Genomic DNA, 18167 nt, shown 5'->3' with positions numbered 1-18167 from the left:
AATTAATGAAAAACGAGGGACTAGTATGCAATATTTTACTTCGGATACGCATTTTTATCATGCTGATTTGTTAGGTCAAAATGATTTTGCACCGCGGCTATTTCCAGATGTCGCGACAATGAATCAAGCCATCATCACGCATTGGAATGCGCGCGTGACCGATCAAGATACGGTTTATCATTTGGGTGATGTCGCCTTATACTTTACCCGTCCGGCTAAGCTATCTTACGAACGGGTCTTGGCGATTTTAAGCCAGTTACATGGTAAGATTATCTTTATTAAGGGCAATCATGATTCACGCGACTTTTTTAAGTATTTGGCGGCGCATGATCCGCAGTTAAATGGGCAACCCAAGTTTGAGTTCCATGATGTGGGTGTCTTAATTAAGTACGATCACCGACAGTATTACATGACACACTATCCAATGATGTTAGGCATTGTTAATCAGATTATTAATCTGCATGGGCATATTCATCATTATGCCGTTAACGTTAAAGAGAATTTAAACGTGGGTGTTGATACGCCGGAAGTGGCCTATCTAGACCATTCAGTCCCCTTTGGGGCGCCGTTATCGTTAGCAGAAATTGAACAAATGGTCGTTGGCAAAGCTGCTGATTTTGCTAAGCGGCATTAGTTGGGTGCTTGACCGGTTTCATGGAATGCTTTAGGATTAACAAAGATAATTATTGAGAGGCGACGATGATGAGTGAACAAGTAACCATTTTGCATACGAATGACTTGCATTCACACTTTGAAAATTGGCCACGGATTCGCCGATACTTATTAGCGCAACAGGCGTTTCAACGGGCAGCGGGAACGACAGTCGTTACCTTAGACTTAGGTGATGCAGTCGATCGGGCGCACCCATTGTCAGAAGCGACTCGTGGACAAGCGAATGTTCAGTTATTGAATCAAATTGGGTATGATGCAGTCACAATTGGCAATAATGAAGGTCTTGGTTTGACCCATCAAGAGTTAGATCAGTTATATGCGGCGGCTAACTTTGAGGTGGTTTTAGATAATATCACGGCTACCCAAACTGGTGCGCTACCAGCCTGGGCCCAACCGGTTAAGTTCATCACGACGCCTGCCGGGACCCGCATCATGTTATTGGCCTTTACGGCGCCGTTTATTTTAACGTATCCGCTCAATGGATGGACCCCGACGAGCGTTAAGGAACGGTTGCCACAATTATTGCAAACCTATGCCGGTCAATATGATGTGTTAGTGGTGATGTCACATTTAGGTATTAATGTGGATCGTTGGTTAGCCAAGCACTATCCGTCTATTGATGTGATTATCGGGAGTCATACGCATCATTTGCTAGTCAATGGCGAAAATGATCACGGCGTCTTAGTTGCTGCCGCTGGTAAATATGGGGAATATGTTGGTCAGATTAACCTCACGTTAGATGGTCACCACCAAGTTGTCGCTAGTCAGGCGCAGACGGTCGCAACCAAAACGTTACCGGTAGCAGCAACGGATGCGGGTGAAATTAACGAGTGGCAAGCACAAGGCGAAACACTATTAGCGCAACAAGTTGTCGCCGTGTCGCCGCAACAGCTACGCCCACATTGGCATCATAAAAGTGAGTTAACCAAGCTTGGTTTAGCGGCGATTACGAGTTATGCCGGAACTGAGTTAGGGATGCTAAATGGTGGCCTGTTCATGCGTGATTTGCCGGCTGGACCAGTAAATCTGAATGATTTGCACACGATGTTACCGCATGCCATGCATGTGATTCGCGTGACATTATCGGGCCAAGCGTTATGGCGCTTGGTTTACGAAATGGAAATTGCCCGGCCATTTTTGAATAAGTATCAGATTCACGGCATGGGATTTCGCGGTCAAGTTTTCGGTTATATTCAATATCAGGGCCTCCAATGGTTGCCACAAAAGCAGCAGTTATTAGTGGCTGGCCAGGCTGTTGATTTCACTAAAAATTATCAAATTGCTTTATTGGACCATCATTTATTCATCCCGTTTTTCCCGACCTTAACGATTGATGGTCAGACGGAAATTTTATTTAAAGCATTATTTAGAACGGTTGTCGGCGATTATTTACGCACCCAATGGCCGTTATCATAAGAAAGGTGGTGTCGCTTTGAATCGCGATCATATTGATGAACTTGCTGAACAACAAGCCGAACGACGGCGAAATCTGTATCAGGGACTGCGAACGGATAAAACGCACGTCGAAGTCAATAAACACCCGTTTGAGATTGTTTTTGAGTATCATGATGGCTTCGATCTCGATAAATTTGTCGAGCGGTTTAGCCCAATTTTAAATAAATATGATTATATTGTGGGTGACTGGGGCTTTGAACAATTACGGTTAAAAGGCTTTTTCCGTGATGAAACCAAAGAAGTTCAGCGGTCACAAACAATCGGGGCTGTTCAGGATTATTTGTATGAATACTGTAACTTCGGTTGCGCTTATTTTATTTTGAAAAATGAACGGGTCATTAAGCCAAAACGGACGAGCCATCCACGTAAGGATGACCGCCACGGTAAGCGGGGGAATGGCAGTACGACTAACCAGTCGCGCGGCCGTAGCAATCGCAGTAGTAGTAAGAGTAAGCAGCGCCATAAGAGTAAGAGCTTTACGACGAAGCAAAAAGCAGCGCCGTTCAGCGAAAAACGGCAGACGCCTGCAAAAGTTAATGCTGGCAGTGGCCGACAAGCACAAACCACTAAACAAACGAGTGGAAAACGGCATTTTACCATTCGGCAGAAGTAGAGAGGATTTTTTAGATTGGGTAAGTATAAGGGTTATTTAATTGATTTAGATGGCACAGTGTATCGAGGGCGAGAACGGATTCCGGCAGCCAAGCGTTTTATTGAACGATTACAAGCGACCGAGACTGACTTTTTATTAGTGACTAATAATACGACGAAGTCACCGGCGGATGTTGCAGCGAACTTGGCGGATAATCATGATATTCATGTGAGTCCTGCCAATGTCTATACGGCGGCTTTAGCCACAGCTGATTATGTCAATGATTTAGCAGGAACTGGTGAAAAGTCGATGTATGTCATCGGTGAACTTGGCTTAAAGGGCGCAATGTTGTCACAGGGCTTTTATTTTGATGAAACGACGCCTAAGTTTGTCATTGTCGGTTTGGACTATGACGTGACGTACCATAAGTTTGAATTAGCGACCTTAGCGATTAAGCGGGGCGCAAAGTTTATTGGCACGAATGCTGACACTAATTTACCCAATGAACGTGGCTTGGTGCCGGGAGCCGGTTCAGTTATTGCGATGGTTGAACGGGCCACCCAACAGCGGGCGACGTATGTCGGCAAACCAGAAACCATCATTATGCAAAAGGCGGTCGATCGTATCGGCCTAGCCAAGCAAGACTGTGTCATGGTTGGGGACAACTATATGACCGATATTTCAGCGGCAATTAACTTTGATATTGATTCATTATTGGTTTATACGGGTGTTTCAACGCCGGAACTAGTGGCGCAACAAGCGATTAAACCAACTAATGAAGTGAATTCATTGGACGAATGGGACTTAGACAATGGTGTGGCTAAATAAGCTAAAAAATTGGTTGCAATGGCTAGGACTGTACTTATGGTTGCTCAGTGGGACCATCATCTTAACGATTAATGCGACTTGGTTATATTACGTCAACGCTTGGAGTCAGCAGCTCGGGGCTTTAGTGAATCTGTCGCTTGGTCGGCTCATGACGAATTATTTTCAATTGTTGGCCTACCTGAATTTTCCGTGGGTCACATCATTAAAAATGACCGATTTCACGGATTCAACCAGCGCCTTGATTCATTTTGCAGATGTTAAAAAGCTATTCTTGTTAGATTACGTCGTTTTTATCGTGACTAGTGTGACGACCTATTATTTTTGGCGCCGGTTAAAACGACAACGGCAACTATGGCGGTTAGTCTTACCCATGCAGACTGCGCTATGGGTCCCACCGATAGTTGCAGCAATCATGGCGGTTAATTTTGATCAGTTCTTTATTTTCTTCCATGAAATCTTATTCCGCAATTCAGATTGGTTATTTGATCCTTTGCTGGATCGCATCATCATTGTTTTGCCGGATACATTTTTCTTACAGTGTTTTGGATTAGCTATTATCATTTTAGAATGGGCGTTTGCATATGGCCTGTCAGTTGGTAAACAAGCCTTAAAGACATTAGATTAAAGCAAAAAGCACGTCACTGTGAATGAGTGACGTGCTTTTTTGTGGAATCAGTTATTAATCATCGCTAGCTGTTGGTTGACCAAAGCGCGCTTTTAAGGCGGAGTAAACGGCTGGAATTAAGGAAACTAAGATAATGCCGATGACCACTATGGAGAAGTGTTCTTTGACGAACGGGATATTACCAAAGAAGTAACCCCCACCACAACATAACGCGACCCAAAGGATACAGCCGATGACGTTGTAGCGGATGAATTGACGATAGTCCATGCGGCTGCTAGCAGCTACAAAGGGGACGAAGGTCCGGATGATGGGCATGAAACGGGCGATAGTTACGGTAATCCCACCATGTTTTTCAAAGAACTTTTCGGATTTAGCCAGTTGCTTTTGATTAATGAGTTTACCAAACCACGACGTTCTGGTCAGCGCTTCACCTAAGGAGTGACCAATTAAGAAGTTCAACGAGTCACCAGCTAAGGCGGCAACTAAGAATAACCCAACAAAGGTCCAGATGTGCAGGCCGTAGCTGGGATTTGCTGCTAAGGCACAAGCAGCGAAGAGCAATGAATCACCAGGTAGGAAGGGCAGAATGACTGCACCAGTTTCAATGAAGATGATGGCAAACAGAATTAAGTACGTCCAGATGCCAAAACTATTGACGATTGTGATCAAGTGTTGATCAATATGTAGCACAAAATCAATTAAAAAACTCATAGGTACCTCCAAAGTAGTTATAAATATTTCTGATATAGCATACCAGATAACGTTAATGAATACTATTCGTGTCGACAAATCGCAAACAAATCGTTAAGAAATCAGACGAACTTTACTGGCATTTATTGGGATTCTCTTGTATCATCGAAGTATTCTAAAGAGAAGACAGGTGATTTTGGTGGCTTATCCACAATTAGATTTATCCAAGGTCGAAGGACCAAAAGCAACGATTAAGACTAACTATGGGGATATTAAGGTACAACTTTTCCCAGAACAAGCACCTAAAAGTGTTGAGAATTTTGTTGGCCTAGCGAAAAAAGGCTACTATGATGGTATTATTTTCCACCGCATTATTCCAGACTTTATGATTCAAGGCGGTGACCCAACGGGAACTGGCATGGGTGGCGAAAGTTTATGGGGCAATCAGTTCGAAGATGAATTTTCACCAGAAGTATTTAACCTGCGTGGCGCCTTATCGATGGCTAATGCTGGGCCGAATACTAACGGTAGTCAATTCTTCATTGTACAAAAGCCACAGTTAGATGCTGGGATGGCTGATCAAATGAAGTCAGCCGATTATCCAGAAGAAGTTGTCACGGCTTATGGGAATGGTGGGACACCATGGCTCGATTTCCACCATACTGTCTTTGGTGCTGTTAGCGATGGCATGGCAATTGTTGATCAAATTGCCGCTGTTGAAACGGGGATGCAAGATAAGCCAGTCAAAGACGTTGTTATTGAAACAATTGCCATTGAGGACTAAAGCTTTAAAGAAGAGGGTCGCTAAGGCGGCGCTCTTTTTATATATTTTTTGAAATCCAATTGATTCAGGTTATAATACATGAGAATATTAATTTAAGGAGGGACTAACGAATGAGCGATTATCGAATTGGCATGCAAGTCCATGGACATGTCACGGGTATTCAACCCTATGGGGCATTTGTCACGTTAGATGCCGACCATCAGGGGTTAATCCATATTTCCGAATGTCATGAAGGTTATGTTAAAAGTGTGGCTGATTATTTAGAAGTGGGCCAAGCGGTGGACGTCGTGGTTTTAGACATTGATGAATACACGGAGAAAATCAGCTTGTCGTTACGTTGTGTTGAACAGCGACCAGACCAGACGACTAGTGATCTAGAAATTTATAAGACGTTCCGGCATAAACATTTTTGGACGAATCGCCATGTCCATAATGGTTTTCAGCCAATTGCAACTCATTTAGATGGTTGGATTGAAGATTCATTGCATCGTTTGAAAACGGAGGCTCATTCATGACTAAGCAAGTAGCAGCAACGATTATTAATATGGATACAACTGGGACGAGCTTTTTAGTGCAGCAGCAAAAAAATCAGTATCGCTTCTATCATCTGACGGTTTTAACGGGTCAAAGTCCCTTAGCGTCAGTGCTATCAGAATTGAGAAATGGGGTTGGCGTAGATGTTGACCAACTCCGCCTGTATGATTCCGTTACTGCTGAGGTTGATGGTGAAAAGATTGCACTATTTGTTTTTAATCATCTACAAGTTGATGATGAAGTCCGCCAATCCTTTGCTAATAGCGGGTTAAACTTTGTTTCTGCAAGTCAGTTACATGGCCTATTTACGAGTGTTAAGGTGGATACGACGCCTGCATTTGAAAAATTATCAAAATAAATTCAAATAAGGGGTTGACCTGCATACTAATTCTTGATAATATATATCTTGTCGCTGCGAGAGAGCTAGCAAACGGCTAGTCCAAAACGTTTCGATAGTATAATTGAAAATCATCGTTGTTGTATAAATATTCAACTTTTAAAAAAAGTTGTTGACACGATAAAGATGAGATGATATTATGTAATAGTTGCGTTGAGGTAATCAGCCAACAAATTAGACCTTTGAAAACTGAACAAAGTTTCGACAAATCAAATGTGTAGGGTCTATCAATTCTTGAATTGATAGCAAACATTTGCGAAGTCAATTCGTAAACAAACAATTTTTAAATCAAGTACTAAATGAGCTTTTTTAGAACTCATCATTAATTTGAGAGTTTGATCCTGGCTCAGGATGAACGCTGGCGGCGTGCCTAATACATGCAAGTCGAACGAACTCTGGCTATTGAATGACGGTGCTTGCACCTGAGTGATATAGTATTTGAGTGAGTGGCGAACTGGTGAGTAACACGTGGGAAACCTGCCCAGAAGTGGGGGATAACACCTGGAAACAGATGCTAATACCGCATAACAACTCGGACCGCATGGTCTGAGTTTGAAAGATGGCTTCGGCTATCACTTTTGGATGGTCCCGCGGCGTATTAGCTAGATGGTGGGGTAACGGCTCACCATGGCAATGATACGTAGCCGACCTGAGAGGGTAATCGGCCACATTGGGACTGAGACACGGCCCAAACTCCTACGGGAGGCAGCAGTAGGGAATCTTCCACAATGGACGAAAGTCTGATGGAGCAACGCCGCGTGAGTGAAGAAGGGTTTCGGCTCGTAAAACTCTGTTGTTAAAGAAGAACATATCTGAGAGTAACTGTTCAGGTATTGACGGTATTTAACCAGAAAGCCACGGCTAACTACGTGCCAGCAGCCGCGGTAATACGTAGGTGGCAAGCGTTATCCGGATTTATTGGGCGTAAAGCGAGCGCAGGCGGTTTTTTAAGTCTGATGTGAAAGCCTTCGGCTCAACCGAAGAAGTGCATCGGAAACTGGGAAACTTGAGTGCAGAAGAGGACAGTGGAACTCCATGTGTAGCGGTGAAATGCGTAGATATATGGAAGAACACCAGTGGCGAAGGCGGCTGTCTGGTCTGTAACTGACGCTGAGGCTCGAAAGTATGGGTAGCAAACAGGATTAGATACCCTGGTAGTCCATACCGTAAACGATGAATGCTAAGTGTTGGAGGGTTTCCGCCCTTCAGTGCTGCAGCTAACGCATTAAGCATTCCGCCTGGGGAGTACGGTCGCAAGACTGAAACTCAAAGGAATTGACGGGGGCCCGCACAAGCGGTGGAGCATGTGGTTTAATTCGAAGCTACGCGAAGAACCTTACCAGGTCTTGACATACTATGCAAATCTAAGAGATTAGACGTTCCCTTCGGGGACATGGATACAGGTGGTGCATGGTTGTCGTCAGCTCGTGTCGTGAGATGTTGGGTTAAGTCCCGCAACGAGCGCAACCCTTATTATCAGTTGCCAGCATTAAGTTGGGCACTCTGGTGAGACTGCCGGTGACAAACCGGAGGAAGGTGGGGATGACGTCAAATCATCATGCCCCTTATGACCTGGGCTACACACGTGCTACAATGGATGGTACAACGAGTTGCGAACTCGCGAGAGCAAGCTAATCTCTTAAAGCCATTCTCAGTTCGGATTGTAGGCTGCAACTCGCCTACATGAAGTCGGAATCGCTAGTAATCGCGGATCAGCATGCCGCGGTGAATACGTTCCCGGGCCTTGTACACACCGCCCGTCACACCATGAGAGTTTGTAACACCCAAAGTCGGTGGGGTAACCTTCGGGAGCCAACCGCCTAAGGTGGGACAGATGATTAGGGTGAAGTCGTAACAAGGTAGCCGTAGGAGAACCTGCGGCTGGATCACCTCCTTTCTAAGGAATATTACGGAAACCTTACACATGATTGTTGAAACTTTGTTTAGTTTTGAGAGGTCTAACTCTCAAACTTGTTCTTTGAAAACTAGATAATATCAAATATAATTTTTCATAATTAAACCGAGAACACCGCGTTTTTTGAGTTTTTTAAAGAAGTTTTAAATCGCTAAACTCATTAATCGCATTTTCCGTTAGGAAAATGAGGTTAAGTTAACAAGGGCGCATGGTGAATGCCTTGGCACTAGGAGCCGATGAAGGACGGGACTAACACCGATATGCTTCGGGGAGCTGTACGTAAGCTATGATCCGGAGATTTCCGAATGGGGCAACCCAGCAGTTTTAATCAACTGTTACCGCTAGATGAATACATAGTCTAGTCGGAGGTAAACGCTGTGAACTGAAACATCTCATTAGCAGCAGGAATATAAAGAAATTTCGATTCCCTAAGTAGCGGCGAGCGAACGGGGAACAGCCCAAACCAGAGAGCTTGCTCTTTGGGGTTGTAGGACTGAACATTTGAGTTACCAAAACGTTTGATAGTCGAAGGATTTGGGAAAATCCGCCATAGATGGTGATAGCCCAGTAGATTAAATTAGACGTTCTCAGTTCAGGATCCTGAGTACGGCGGAACACGTGAAATTCCGTCGGAATCCGGGAGGACCATCTCCCAAGGCTAAATACTCCCTAGTGACCGATAGTGAACCAGTACCGTGAGGGAAAGGTGAAAAGCACCCCGGAAGGGGAGTGAAATAGTTCCTGAAACCATGTGCCTACAATAAGTCAGAGCGCGTTAATGCGTGATGGCGTGCCTTTTGTAGAATGAACCGGCGAGTTACGATCCCGTGCAAGGTTAAGACTTAAAAGTCGGAGCCGTAGCGAAAGCGAGTCTGAAATGGGCGTTTTTAGTACGAGGTTGTAGACCCGAAACCAGGTGACCTATCCATGTCCAGGTTGAAGGTGCGGTAAAACGCACTGGAGGACCGAACCCGTGTAAGTTGAAAATTGCTGGGATGAGGTGTGGATAGCGGTGAAATTCCAAACGAACTTGGAGATAGCTGGTTCTCTCCGAAATAGCTTTAGGGCTAGCCTCGGATGAAGGATCATGGAGGTAGAGCACTATTTGGACTAGGGGCCCGTCTTGGGTTACTGAATTCAGATAAACTCCGAATGCCATTGATTCATATCCGGGAGTCAGACGATGAGTGATAAGATCCACCGTCGAAAGGGGAACAGCCCAGATCACCAGTTAAGGTCCCTAAATGTATACTAAGTGGAAAAGGATGTGGAGTTGCACAGACAACTAGGATGTTGGCTCAGAAGCAGCCACCATTTAAAGAGTGCGTAATAGCTCACTAGTCGAGTGATTCTGCGCCGAAAATGTACCGGGGCTAAGTATACTACCGAAACTGTGGATGTGACCATTAGGTCACGTGATAGGAGAGCGTTCTAAGGGCGGTGAAGCAAGATCGTGAGGACTTGTGGAGCGCTTAGAAGTGAGAATGCCGGTATGAGTAGCGAAAGATGGGTGAGAATCCCATCCACCGAATGACTAAGGTTTCCTGGGGAAGGCTCGTCCTCCCAGGGTTAGTCGGGACCTAAGTCGAGGCCGAGAGGCGTAGACGATGGATAACAGATTGATATTTCTGTACTAGTTAAATGCGTTTGAACGATGGAGGGACGCAGTAGGCTAAGATGTGCATCCTGTTGGATTAGGATGTCCAAGCAACAAGTCTTTTGATGAGTCAAATGCTTATCAATTTAAGGACAAGTTGTGATGGGGAGCGAAATTTAGTAGCGAAGCGTCTGATGTCACACTGCCGAGAAAAGCTTCTAGTGAGTATTTAACTACCCGTACCGCAAACCAACACAGGTAGTCGAGGAGAGAATCCTAAGGTGAGCGAGTGAACTCTCGTTAAGGAACTCGGCAAAATGACCCCGTAACTTCGGGAGAAGGGGTGCTGATCGCAAGATCAGCCGCAGTGAATAGGCCCAGGCGACTGTTTATCAAAAACACAGGTCTCTGCAAAATCGTAAGATGACGTATAGGGGCTGACGCCTGCCCGGTGCTGGAAGGTTAAAAGGATGGGTTAGCTTCGGCGAAGCTCAGAATTGAAGCCCCAGTAAACGGCGGCCGTAACTATAACGGTCCTAAGGTAGCGAAATTCCTTGTCGGGTAAGTTCCGACCCGCACGAAAGGCGTAACGATCTGGGCACTGTCTCAACGAGAGACTCGGTGAAATTATATTGTCCGTGAAGATGCGGACTACCCGCGACAGGACGGAAAGACCCCATGGAGCTTTACTGTAGCTTGATATTGAGTGTTTGTACAGCTTGTACAGGATAGGTAGGAGCCATAGAAACCGGAACGCTAGTTTCGGTGGAGGCGTTGGTGGGATACTACCCTCGCTGTATGACCACTCTAACCCACACCACTTAGCGTGGTGGGAGACAGTGTCAGGTGGGCAGTTTGACTGGGGCGGTCGCCTCCTAAAGAGTAACGGAGGCGCCCAAAGGTTCCCTCAGAATGGTTGGAAATCATTCGCAGAGTGTAAAGGCACAAGGGAGCTTGACTGCGAGACAGACAGGTCGAGCAGGGACGAAAGTCGGGCTTAGTGATCCGGTGGTACCGTATGGAAGGGCCATCGCTCAACGGATAAAAGCTACCCTGGGGATAACAGGCTTATCTCCCCCAAGAGTCCACATCGACGGGGAGGTTTGGCACCTCGATGTCGGCTCATCGCATCCTGGGGCTGTAGTCGGTCCCAAGGGTTGGGCTGTTCGCCCATTAAAGCGGTACGCGAGCTGGGTTCAGAACGTCGTGAGACAGTTCGGTCCCTATCCGTCGCGGGCGTAGGAAATTTGAGAGGATCTGTCCTTAGTACGAGAGGACCGGGATGGACATACCTCTGGTGTACCAGTTGTGCCGCCAGGCGCATCGCTGGGTAGCTACGTATGGATGTGATAAACGCTGAAAGCATCTAAGTGTGAAACACACCTCGAGATGAGATTTCCCATTCCTTTATGGAAGTAAGATCCCTGAAAGATGATCAGGTAGATAGGTTAGAAGTGGCAGCACGGTGACGTGTGAAGCGGACTAATACTAATCGGTCGAGGACTTAACCAAGTAATTGGTGTTCCGGTAAGATGAAAAATACAATTTGATATTAGCTAGTTTTGAGAGCACAAGTTTCTCAATAGTGTGGCGACGATGGCAAGAAGGATACACCTGTTCCCATGTCGAACACAGAAGTTAAGCTTCTTAGCGCCGAGAGTAGTTGGGGGATCGCTCCCTGCGAGGGTAGGACGTTGCCATGCACATTTGGAGGATTAGCTCAGTTGGGAGAGCGTCTGCCTTACAAGCAGAGGGTCACAGGTTCGAGCCCTGTATCCTCCATTTGAGCCGTTAGCTCAGTCGGTAGAGCATCTGACTTTTAATCAGAGGGTCGACAGTTCGAACCTGTCACGGCTCATTTAACCGCAAGGTTAAATGTAACATTTGAAAATTTAGTTCCAATAGTGTGGTAGCGATGGCGGGAAGGATACACCTGTTCCCATGTCGAACACAGAAGTTAAGCTTCTTAGCGCCGAGAGTAGTTGGGGGATCGCTCCCTGCGAGGGTAGGACGTTGCCATGCACATTTGGAGGATTAGCTCAGTTGGGAGAGCGTCTGCCTTACAAGCAGAGGGTCACAGGTTCGAGCCCTGTATCCTCCATTTGAGCCGTTAGCTCAGTTGGTAGAGCATCTGACTTTTAATCAGAGGGTCGACAGTTCGAGCCTGTCACGGCTCATTGGCACGGTTCAATAGTTAAGTTTTAAAAAGTTTTCATTGCTTTACATAACCTAACATGATAAGATGTTATAGTTGTGGTTAATCGTTAAGTCATGCCGACTTAGCTCAGTTGGCAGAGCATCTGTCTTGTAAACAGGGGGTCGGAGGTTCGAATCCTCTAGTCGGCATTAACTGAATAATTATGCGGAAGTAGTTCAGTGGTAGAACATCACCTTGCCATGGTGGGGGTCGCGGGTTCGAATCCCGTCTTCCGCTTTTCAATAAGTGTTGCCGGGGTGGCGGAATTGGCAGACGCACAGGACTTAAAATCCTGCGGTTAGTGATAACCGTACCGGTTCGATCCCGGTCCTCGGCACTTTTATGAAGCACCCATAGCGCAATTGGATAGAGTGTCTGACTACGAATCAGAAGGTTGTAGGTTCGACTCCTACTGGGTGCATATAACGGGAAATAGCTCAGCTTGGTAGAGCACCTGGTTTGGGACCAGGGGGTCGCAGGTTCGAATCCTGTTTTCCCGATTAGATAGTCATTATTGATTATTTATCAAAATCGCGGTGTAGCTCAGCTGGCTAGAGCGTCCGGTTCATACCCGGGAGGTCGAGGGTTCGATCCCCCCTGCCGCGATAGGAATAAGTGCTCGGACCTTTAGCTCAGTTGGTTAGAGCAGACGGCTCATAACCGTCCGGTCGTAGGTTCGAGTCCTACAAGGTCCATCTACTAATAATAGTGGACAAGTTCCTAGTTACAACTTTATATGGAGGATTACCCAAGTCTGGCTGAAGGGAACGGTCTTGAAAACCGTCAGGTGGGTCAAACCACGCGAGAGTTCGAATCTCTCATCCTCCTTTTATTATCGCGGGATGGAGCAGTCTGGTAGCTCGTCGGGCTCATAACCCGAAGGTCGCAGGTTCAAACCCTGCTCCCGCAATTGGTCCGTTGGTCTAGCTGGTTAGGACGCCTGCCTGTCACGCAGGAGATCACGAGTTCGAGTCTCGTACGGACCGTTACACTAAGTAAATATTTTTTATGGCTAAAATGGCTCGGTAGCTCAGTCGGTAGAGCAATGGATTGAAGCTCCATGTGTCGGCAGTTCGATTCTGTCCCGCGCCATAGCATTAAATGATGCGGGTATAGTTTAGTGGTAAAACGACAGCCTTCCAAGCTGTAGTCGCGAGTCCGATTCTCGTTACCCGCTTTTATTAGGGGCCTATAGCTCAGTTGGTGAGAGCGCACGCCTGATAAGCGTGAGGTCGATGGTTCAAGTCCATTTAGGCCCATTGGAGAAGTACTCAAGTGGCTGAAGAGGTGCCCCTGCTAAGGGTATAGATCGCGCAAGCGGTGCGAGGGTTCGAATCCCTCCTTCTCCGTTAGTTCCATATATAAACATGACCCCTTGGTCAAGTGGTTTAAGACACTGCCCTTTCACGGCAGTAACATGGGTTCGAATCCCGTAGGGGTCATTATACAAATTATCGCGGGATGGAGCAGTCTGGTAGCTCGTCGGGCTCATAACCCGAAGGTCGCAGGTTCAAACCCTGCTCCCGCAATTGGTCCGTTGGTCTAGCTGGTTAGGACGCCTGCCTGTCACGCAGGAGATCACGAGTTCGAGTCTCGTACGGACCGTCTTATTGAACTGATATTCTTCTAGAATATCAGTTTTTTTGTAGTCTGCATCTTATAACAAACGAAAAGCATCCAAATCACAAAGTAACACTGGTTTGGATGCTAAAGTTTTACTATGAAATTATGATTTTAATGAACGAACAAAGGCGTAACGACTTTCGTGGTAATCATAGTCCGAGCTAAGGTATTTAGCGAAGGGCTTGAAAGACTCGCTCCGTAACCAAACCGCATATTCAGAATCACTATGCCAATTAGTGACAATCACGAAAGCAGCATTGTTTTTGGCTTCACGTAAGATCCAAAAGTGCTTAAGGCCATTTGGCTTTTCAAAATCAGCCCGAAAAGCTGAAAATTTAGAATTGAAGACTTTTTGTTCCTCCATTGGTAGATCGACGAAAATAAAACTAGTCATGCCGTGCCAATCTTCATTACCTTTAGCAAGTAGCACATCATAAGAAACAGGGCTGGCAAAAACTGTTTTGTCACCAGAGAGGTCAAGTAGCATATAGCGATCTTCAGTAGCGTTGGCTTGCATGAGTAGTAAGTCACGGTCCGCATGCTTTTGTTGAAGCATCGTCAAAATTTTACGGGTTCCAAATGTTGCTGAAATAGATTTACTCATCAATATCACTCCTTAAATTATTACACTTATTATTATACGTGTTTTCTAAAACAATTGAAAATATGTTAGGTGAACGGTTTCAATTTTCTTAAAATCTAAGTTAAAATAGAGCCAGAAGGGAATGGTAATAATGAAATTAACAGTGTTAGGATATTATGGTGGCTATCCCTATAACGGTGTCGGGACGAGTGCTTATTTGGTTACAGCTGGAAATTACCAATTATTATTAGACTGTGGTTCCGGTGCGCTGAATGCTTTAGAGGAGATTCTCGATCCTTTACAGCTAGATGCAGTTTTATTAACCCATTATCATCACGATCATACAGCCGATGTTGGTGTTTTACAATATTATTGGCAATTACGTCAAGGTAATCGTAAAACGCCAATTCTGCCCATCTACGGGCATACTGAAGACCCCTTGAACTTTGGGGCGTTAACTTGGGCCGGTGCAACTGAGGGACGCGCTTATGACCCAGCGGCTGTTAACCAGATAGGTCCTTTTGATGTGACCTTTATGAAGACGAAACATCCAGTCCCAGCCTTTGCGGTTAAATTAGTTGAACGGGCGACTGGCGAACAATTGACATTTTCAGCGGATACAGCATGGGTCCCGGAATTAGCTGAATTTGCGGCCGGGTCGCAGTTATTAATGACGGATACTAATTTTACGGCTGATAAGACAGGAAAAATGTGGCATATGACCACGGCACAATCAGGTGTAGTTGCCAAGCAAGCACAGGTTAAGCAGTTGTTATTAACTCATTTACCACAGGATGTTGATGCTGAGCAATTACGAGCTGAAGCACAGGTGACAGCTGGATCCGAAATTCCGGTTGTGGTTGCTAAAAAATATTTACAGTTAGTATTAGATTAATGATATGTTTCTAAGCCAAGTCATGAAGATTTGGCTTTTTTTTTAGTTTTAATCTATTTACATTTATAATCATAATAAGTCATACCTAAATTGCGTGCTATTTAATAAATGACAAAACTGCGATTAAAAGTCTTTATTCACTTTTTATAGGACACAAACGTAACATGTGTATATTATGTTTAAAAATAAAATAAAATTATTTTTAGAAAAAGTATTCACAAACATAATGAAAAAAGGTATAATATTATTTGTAGCAAAGAACTGAAGTTGACGACGCAAAAGGAGGATACTCAATGGTTACTTTATATACTTCACCAAGTTGCACCTCATGTCGAAAAGCAAAAGTTTGGTTAAAGGTGCACGATATTGATTTTGTTGAACGCAATATTTTTTCTAATCCACTCTCAATTGAAGAAATTAAAGGTATTTTGCAAATGACGGAAGACGGTACGGAAGAAATTATTTCAACGCGGTCTAAGGCTTTCCAGCAATTGCAAGTAGACATTGATGATATTTCTTTAAATCAACTTTATGAGTTGATTAGTCAGGATCCGAGTTTATTGCGTCGACCAATTATGTTAGATGAAAAACGACTACAAGTTGGCTATAATGAAGATGAAATTCGGCGCTTCTTACCACGGAAAATTCGGACATTAGCCTTACTAAAAGCGCAACAACTCGCAAATCTATAACTTAAACGATTGGCTAATTGGGTGACTAATTTAGTCAATTTTTTTATTTTCAGATAGATTACTTTACAATGCGCTAAAATAAGTTAAAATTATGATAGTGATTATGGCCCTTGACACTTAGAAAGGGGTGGATCTGCAATGGAGATGGAACGAATCAATGAAGATACGATTCGAGTTCTAATCGGCAACGATGATCTCAATGAGCGCGGTATTCGCGTACTGGATTTACTAGGGAATCATAAGCAAATTGAAAGTTTCTTTTATAGTATCTTAGAAGAAGTTGATGTTGATCATCAATTTCAAGATAATGATGCGGTAACATTCCAAGTTTTACCTAATCGAAATGGGTTAGAATTATTCATTAGCAAGAATAGCGAGAGCTTGCAGGATACGATTGCCAAGACGACTGATTCGTCTGATCAATCAGATGACCATGCGATGCAAGATGATGTTTCAGATTATTTAAAGCGTAAATTAATGCAAACTGATACTGATGATAATGATCAACCACAAGGGGTCAAACATAATCAGACTAAGGATACCAATGATTTAGATCCGTATATTGATGACCCTGATACACCAACTAAAGAGTTTGTCTTACAGTTTGATAATTTTGAAGATGTGATTTCATTAGCACGAATTTTCCGGCCAGAAGGTTTGGCGTCTAATTTATTCAAATATCGTGATAAGTACTATTTGGAATTAGTTTTCTTTGTTGATCAGACTTCTAGTGGTGTTATTAAAGATGATGTCGCCGTGGTGTTGGAATATGCCAATGCGACTAAGGTAACGGCAGATGTTTTACTAGAACATGGTGAAAAGATTATGTCGAATGCCGCTTTAGAAACTGTTCGTCATTACTTTAAATAGCATCAAAAAAGTTGTTACCAAAATTTTGGTAGCAACTTTTTTAGTGGAGATAAATGGTGCTCACGGAGTTGATGGGTAAAGGGAGCGTGATGACTATGCTGATGGCTCAGGACGAACAGCACCACTTAATTGCTGCCGCCGAGGCACAACGCCAGACAACGTATCATTGTCCAGGCTGTCAGGCGCCGGTGCGATTAAAGCACGGCACCGTCATGGTCGCCCATTTTGCCCATCAGTCTGTTCAGGATTGTCACACCTTTTCAGAAGGGGAGACGGCTGAACATTTACAAGGCAAACAGCAATTGGCGTCATGGTTTAAAGCCAGTGGCTATACGGTCCAGTTAGAAGCACCATTGCCAGCAATCCATCAACGACCGGATGTCTTAGTACAATTAGGCCAAAATCGCCCACTTGCATTAGAATTTCAATGTTCACCATTGTCAGTCGAACGCTTGGCCGAACGGACACAAGGTTATCGCAATCATGGTTATCGCGTCTTATGGCTGTTAGGGTCACCGTATCAACGCGTACTCCGGACTAATGCTAAAGCGTTGAAATTTTTACATTATAATCAGCAATGGGGCTGTTACTTGGCCTTTTGGCAGGTCAATCTTAATGGGCTATTATTAGTATTGAATATAGCCACGTATGATGGGGAGCCGTTGACGTATCAACGCCAGCTAGTATTGGCTAAAACGACATCGGTGTTAGGTCTGTTAGCTTACCAACCGGTCTTGGTTGCCCCAATGCAAGTTGCAACCCGTTACCAAACGTATCAACAGCGCTTGACACTAGGCCGTTTAACGCATCAAGCCGCCGCCGTTAAGTTACAAAAAATTTGCTATACGCAAGGCGGAACGCTGAGTCAACTGCCAGCTTGGGTCGTGCCGGTAAGTGCGAAACCGCCAATTTTACGGACGACTTATCTTGTCTGGTATTTACAACTCTTTATCCAATTACGTCAGCAACCGCTGGTCCTTAGGATGGTTCAATTAACCACGGTTATTTGGACGACTTTACAGCCTTTATTGGCCTTAAGGTCATGTTTACCTACTAAAAATGATTTAGCTCGTCAGCTAATTATTGCCGTTGTGCATGAGTTAAAGCAAGCCAAAGTGATTGAACCAGTTGGGGCTGACTGGCGCTTAAATCCAGCGCAACTTAAGTGGCAGCCCCACGAAAAGTGAAACAAGTAAGCCAATGTTGGTAGGATTTTGT

The 18167-nt window shown here is 44.7% G+C and carries 14 protein-coding genes, 21 tRNA genes and 4 rRNA genes; 37 read left to right on the top strand and 2 right to left on the bottom strand.

Annotated features, from left to right (window positions below; translation table 11 throughout):
• Window positions 1-25: 25 nt before the first annotated feature.
• The 5 genes from C5Z26_RS03910 (at window position 26) to C5Z26_RS03890 (ending at window position 4172) form a co-directional block, all read left to right on the top strand.
• Complete coding sequence (locus C5Z26_RS03910; protein WP_105450126.1) at window positions 26-634, top strand: metallophosphoesterase; 609 nt, start codon at window positions 26-28, stop codon at window positions 632-634.
• A gap of 68 nt (window positions 635-702) precedes the next feature.
• A complete protein-coding gene (locus C5Z26_RS03905; RefSeq protein WP_105448689.1) occupies window positions 703-2088 on the top strand; it encodes a bifunctional metallophosphatase/5'-nucleotidase in 1386 nt (461 codons plus the stop codon).
• Window positions 2089-2104: 16 nt separating this feature from the next.
• Window positions 2105-2740 (top strand): YutD family protein, encoded by a 636-nt coding sequence (locus C5Z26_RS03900; RefSeq protein WP_105448688.1) that lies wholly within the window; start codon window positions 2105-2107, stop codon window positions 2738-2740.
• A gap of 15 nt (window positions 2741-2755) precedes the next feature.
• A complete protein-coding gene (locus C5Z26_RS03895) occupies window positions 2756-3547 on the top strand; it encodes a TIGR01457 family HAD-type hydrolase (RefSeq protein WP_105448687.1) in 792 nt (263 codons plus the stop codon).
• Window positions 3531-4172, top strand: coding sequence for a TIGR01906 family membrane protein (locus tag C5Z26_RS03890; RefSeq protein WP_105448686.1), 642 nt, complete (start codon window positions 3531-3533; stop codon window positions 4170-4172). The genes C5Z26_RS03895 and C5Z26_RS03890 overlap by 17 nt, the downstream gene beginning before the upstream one ends.
• Window positions 4173-4226: 54 nt before the next feature.
• Here C5Z26_RS03890 and C5Z26_RS03885 read toward each other — a convergent pair whose 3' ends face one another.
• Window positions 4227-4883, bottom strand: coding sequence for a VTT domain-containing protein (locus C5Z26_RS03885; RefSeq protein ID WP_105448685.1), 657 nt, complete (start codon window positions 4881-4883; stop codon window positions 4227-4229).
• Window positions 4884-5061: 178 nt separating this feature from the next.
• Here C5Z26_RS03885 and C5Z26_RS03880 point away from each other — a divergent pair, with 178 nt between their 5' ends.
• The 28 genes from C5Z26_RS03880 to C5Z26_RS03745 all read left to right on the top strand — a co-directional run bounded on the left by C5Z26_RS03880 (window position 5062) and on the right by C5Z26_RS03745 (window position 13891).
• Entirely contained in the window at window positions 5062-5646 is a 585-nt protein-coding gene (locus C5Z26_RS03880; RefSeq protein WP_105450125.1) for a peptidylprolyl isomerase, read from the top strand.
• Window positions 5647-5756: 110 nt separating this feature from the next.
• On the top strand, window positions 5757-6161 hold the full coding sequence (locus C5Z26_RS03875) for a CvfD/Ygs/GSP13 family RNA-binding post-transcriptional regulator (protein WP_105448684.1): 405 nt from the start codon (window positions 5757-5759) through the stop codon (window positions 6159-6161).
• A complete protein-coding gene (locus C5Z26_RS03870; RefSeq protein WP_105448683.1) occupies window positions 6158-6538 on the top strand; it encodes a hypothetical protein in 381 nt (126 codons plus the stop codon). The genes C5Z26_RS03875 and C5Z26_RS03870 overlap by 4 nt, the downstream gene beginning before the upstream one ends.
• A 362-nt stretch (window positions 6539-6900) precedes the next feature.
• A 16S ribosomal RNA gene (locus C5Z26_RS03865) occupies window positions 6901-8474 on the top strand.
• Window positions 8475-8680: 206 nt separating this feature from the next.
• A 23S ribosomal RNA gene (locus C5Z26_RS03860) occupies window positions 8681-11601 on the top strand.
• 74 nt (window positions 11602-11675) lie between these two features.
• A 5S ribosomal RNA gene (gene rrf, locus C5Z26_RS03855) occupies window positions 11676-11792 on the top strand.
• Window positions 11793-11798: 6 nt separating this feature from the next.
• Window positions 11799-11871: transfer RNA gene (locus C5Z26_RS03850), tRNA-Val, on the top strand.
• A gap of 3 nt (window positions 11872-11874) precedes the next feature.
• A tRNA-Lys gene (locus tag C5Z26_RS03845) sits at window positions 11875-11947 on the top strand.
• A gap of 47 nt (window positions 11948-11994) precedes the next feature.
• Window positions 11995-12111 (top strand): 5S ribosomal RNA (rrf, locus tag C5Z26_RS03840).
• The 16S, 23S and 5S rRNA genes sit together here with 21 tRNA genes alongside, the layout of an rRNA operon.
• A gap of 6 nt (window positions 12112-12117) precedes the next feature.
• Window positions 12118-12190 (top strand) — tRNA-Val (locus C5Z26_RS03835).
• 3 nt (window positions 12191-12193) lie between these two features.
• Window positions 12194-12266 (top strand) — tRNA-Lys (locus C5Z26_RS03830).
• 96 nt (window positions 12267-12362) lie between these two features.
• Window positions 12363-12435 (top strand) — tRNA-Thr (locus C5Z26_RS03825).
• A 16-nt stretch (window positions 12436-12451) separates the two neighbouring features.
• Window positions 12452-12523: transfer RNA gene (locus C5Z26_RS03820), tRNA-Gly, on the top strand.
• 14 nt (window positions 12524-12537) lie between these two features.
• A tRNA-Leu gene (locus C5Z26_RS03815) sits at window positions 12538-12623 on the top strand.
• A 10-nt stretch (window positions 12624-12633) separates the two neighbouring features.
• Window positions 12634-12707, top strand: a tRNA-Arg gene (locus tag C5Z26_RS03810).
• Between the two features lie 5 nt (window positions 12708-12712).
• Window positions 12713-12786 (top strand) — tRNA-Pro (locus C5Z26_RS03805).
• A gap of 32 nt (window positions 12787-12818) precedes the next feature.
• Window positions 12819-12892: transfer RNA gene (locus C5Z26_RS03800), tRNA-Met, on the top strand.
• Window positions 12893-12907: 15 nt separating this feature from the next.
• A tRNA-Ile gene (locus tag C5Z26_RS03795) sits at window positions 12908-12981 on the top strand.
• Window positions 12982-13024: 43 nt separating this feature from the next.
• Window positions 13025-13114, top strand: a tRNA-Ser gene (locus C5Z26_RS03790).
• Window positions 13115-13122: 8 nt separating this feature from the next.
• Window positions 13123-13196, top strand: a tRNA-Met gene (locus C5Z26_RS03785).
• 2 nt (window positions 13197-13198) lie between these two features.
• Window positions 13199-13272, top strand: a tRNA-Asp gene (locus tag C5Z26_RS03780).
• A gap of 33 nt (window positions 13273-13305) precedes the next feature.
• Window positions 13306-13378 (top strand) — tRNA-Phe (locus C5Z26_RS03775).
• A 14-nt stretch (window positions 13379-13392) separates the two neighbouring features.
• Window positions 13393-13463: transfer RNA gene (locus C5Z26_RS03770), tRNA-Gly, on the top strand.
• An 8-nt stretch (window positions 13464-13471) separates the two neighbouring features.
• A tRNA-Ile gene (locus C5Z26_RS03765) sits at window positions 13472-13545 on the top strand.
• Between the two features lie 2 nt (window positions 13546-13547).
• Window positions 13548-13635, top strand: a tRNA-Ser gene (locus tag C5Z26_RS03760).
• A 20-nt stretch (window positions 13636-13655) separates the two neighbouring features.
• Window positions 13656-13728: transfer RNA gene (locus tag C5Z26_RS03755), tRNA-Glu, on the top strand.
• A gap of 13 nt (window positions 13729-13741) precedes the next feature.
• Window positions 13742-13815, top strand: a tRNA-Met gene (locus C5Z26_RS03750).
• 2 nt (window positions 13816-13817) lie between these two features.
• A tRNA-Asp gene (locus tag C5Z26_RS03745) sits at window positions 13818-13891 on the top strand.
• A 121-nt stretch (window positions 13892-14012) separates the two neighbouring features.
• Here the strand turns inward: C5Z26_RS03745 and C5Z26_RS03740 are convergent.
• On the bottom strand, window positions 14013-14513 hold the full coding sequence (locus C5Z26_RS03740; protein WP_105448682.1) for a hypothetical protein: 501 nt from the start codon (window positions 14511-14513) through the stop codon (window positions 14013-14015).
• 130 nt (window positions 14514-14643) lie between these two features.
• On the opposite strand from C5Z26_RS03740, the gene C5Z26_RS03735 reads away from it, so the two are divergent.
• From C5Z26_RS03735 to C5Z26_RS03720, 4 genes are all read left to right on the top strand, one after another.
• Window positions 14644-15387 carry an MBL fold metallo-hydrolase gene (locus C5Z26_RS03735; RefSeq protein ID WP_105448681.1) on the top strand — a complete coding sequence of 248 codons (744 nt, stop codon included), beginning with the start codon at window positions 14644-14646 and terminating at the stop codon, window positions 15385-15387.
• A gap of 293 nt (window positions 15388-15680) precedes the next feature.
• Entirely contained in the window at window positions 15681-16079 is a 399-nt protein-coding gene (gene spxA, locus C5Z26_RS03730) for a transcriptional regulator SpxA (RefSeq protein ID WP_105448680.1), read from the top strand.
• A gap of 138 nt (window positions 16080-16217) precedes the next feature.
• The gene (locus C5Z26_RS03725) at window positions 16218-16949 is read left to right on the top strand and encodes an adaptor protein MecA (RefSeq protein ID WP_105448679.1); all 732 of its coding nucleotides are present in this window, start codon (window positions 16218-16220) and stop codon (window positions 16947-16949) included.
• Between the two features lie 95 nt (window positions 16950-17044).
• The gene (locus tag C5Z26_RS03720) at window positions 17045-18136 is read left to right on the top strand and encodes a competence protein CoiA (RefSeq protein WP_105448678.1); all 1092 of its coding nucleotides are present in this window, start codon (window positions 17045-17047) and stop codon (window positions 18134-18136) included.
• Window positions 18137-18167 lie beyond the last annotated feature (31 nt).

Source organism: Lactobacillus sp. CBA3606 (genome assembly GCF_002970935.1).
GTDB lineage: Bacteria > Bacillota > Bacilli > Lactobacillales > Lactobacillaceae > Lactiplantibacillus.
Note: the sequence above shows the minus strand (reverse complement) of the source record. Positions and strands in the feature narration are given on the sequence as shown.

Bases quoted from the DNA above. Each gene is read 5' to 3' on its own strand.
- C5Z26_RS03910 (WP_105450126.1), top strand. From the start codon at position 26: ATGCAATATTTTACTTCGGATACGCATTTTTATCATGCTGATTTGTTA.
- C5Z26_RS03905 (WP_105448689.1), top strand. From the start codon at position 703: ATGAGTGAACAAGTAACCATTTTGCATACGAATGACTTGCATTCACAC.
- C5Z26_RS03890 (WP_105448686.1), top strand. From the start codon at position 3,531: ATGGTGTGGCTAAATAAGCTAAAAAATTGGTTGCAATGGCTAGGACTG.
- C5Z26_RS03885 (WP_105448685.1), bottom strand. From the start codon at position 4,883: ATGAGTTTTTTAATTGATTTTGTGCTACATATTGATCAACACTTGATC.
- C5Z26_RS03875 (WP_105448684.1), top strand. From the start codon at position 5,757: ATGAGCGATTATCGAATTGGCATGCAAGTCCATGGACATGTCACGGGT.
- C5Z26_RS03870 (WP_105448683.1), top strand. From the start codon at position 6,158: ATGACTAAGCAAGTAGCAGCAACGATTATTAATATGGATACAACTGGG.
- C5Z26_RS03740 (WP_105448682.1), bottom strand. From the start codon at position 14,513: ATGAGTAAATCTATTTCAGCAACATTTGGAACCCGTAAAATTTTGACG.
- C5Z26_RS03735 (WP_105448681.1), top strand. From the start codon at position 14,644: ATGAAATTAACAGTGTTAGGATATTATGGTGGCTATCCCTATAACGGT.
- spxA (WP_105448680.1), top strand. From the start codon at position 15,681: ATGGTTACTTTATATACTTCACCAAGTTGCACCTCATGTCGAAAAGCA.
- C5Z26_RS03725 (WP_105448679.1), top strand. From the start codon at position 16,218: ATGGAGATGGAACGAATCAATGAAGATACGATTCGAGTTCTAATCGGC.
- C5Z26_RS03720 (WP_105448678.1), top strand. From the start codon at position 17,045: ATGCTGATGGCTCAGGACGAACAGCACCACTTAATTGCTGCCGCCGAG.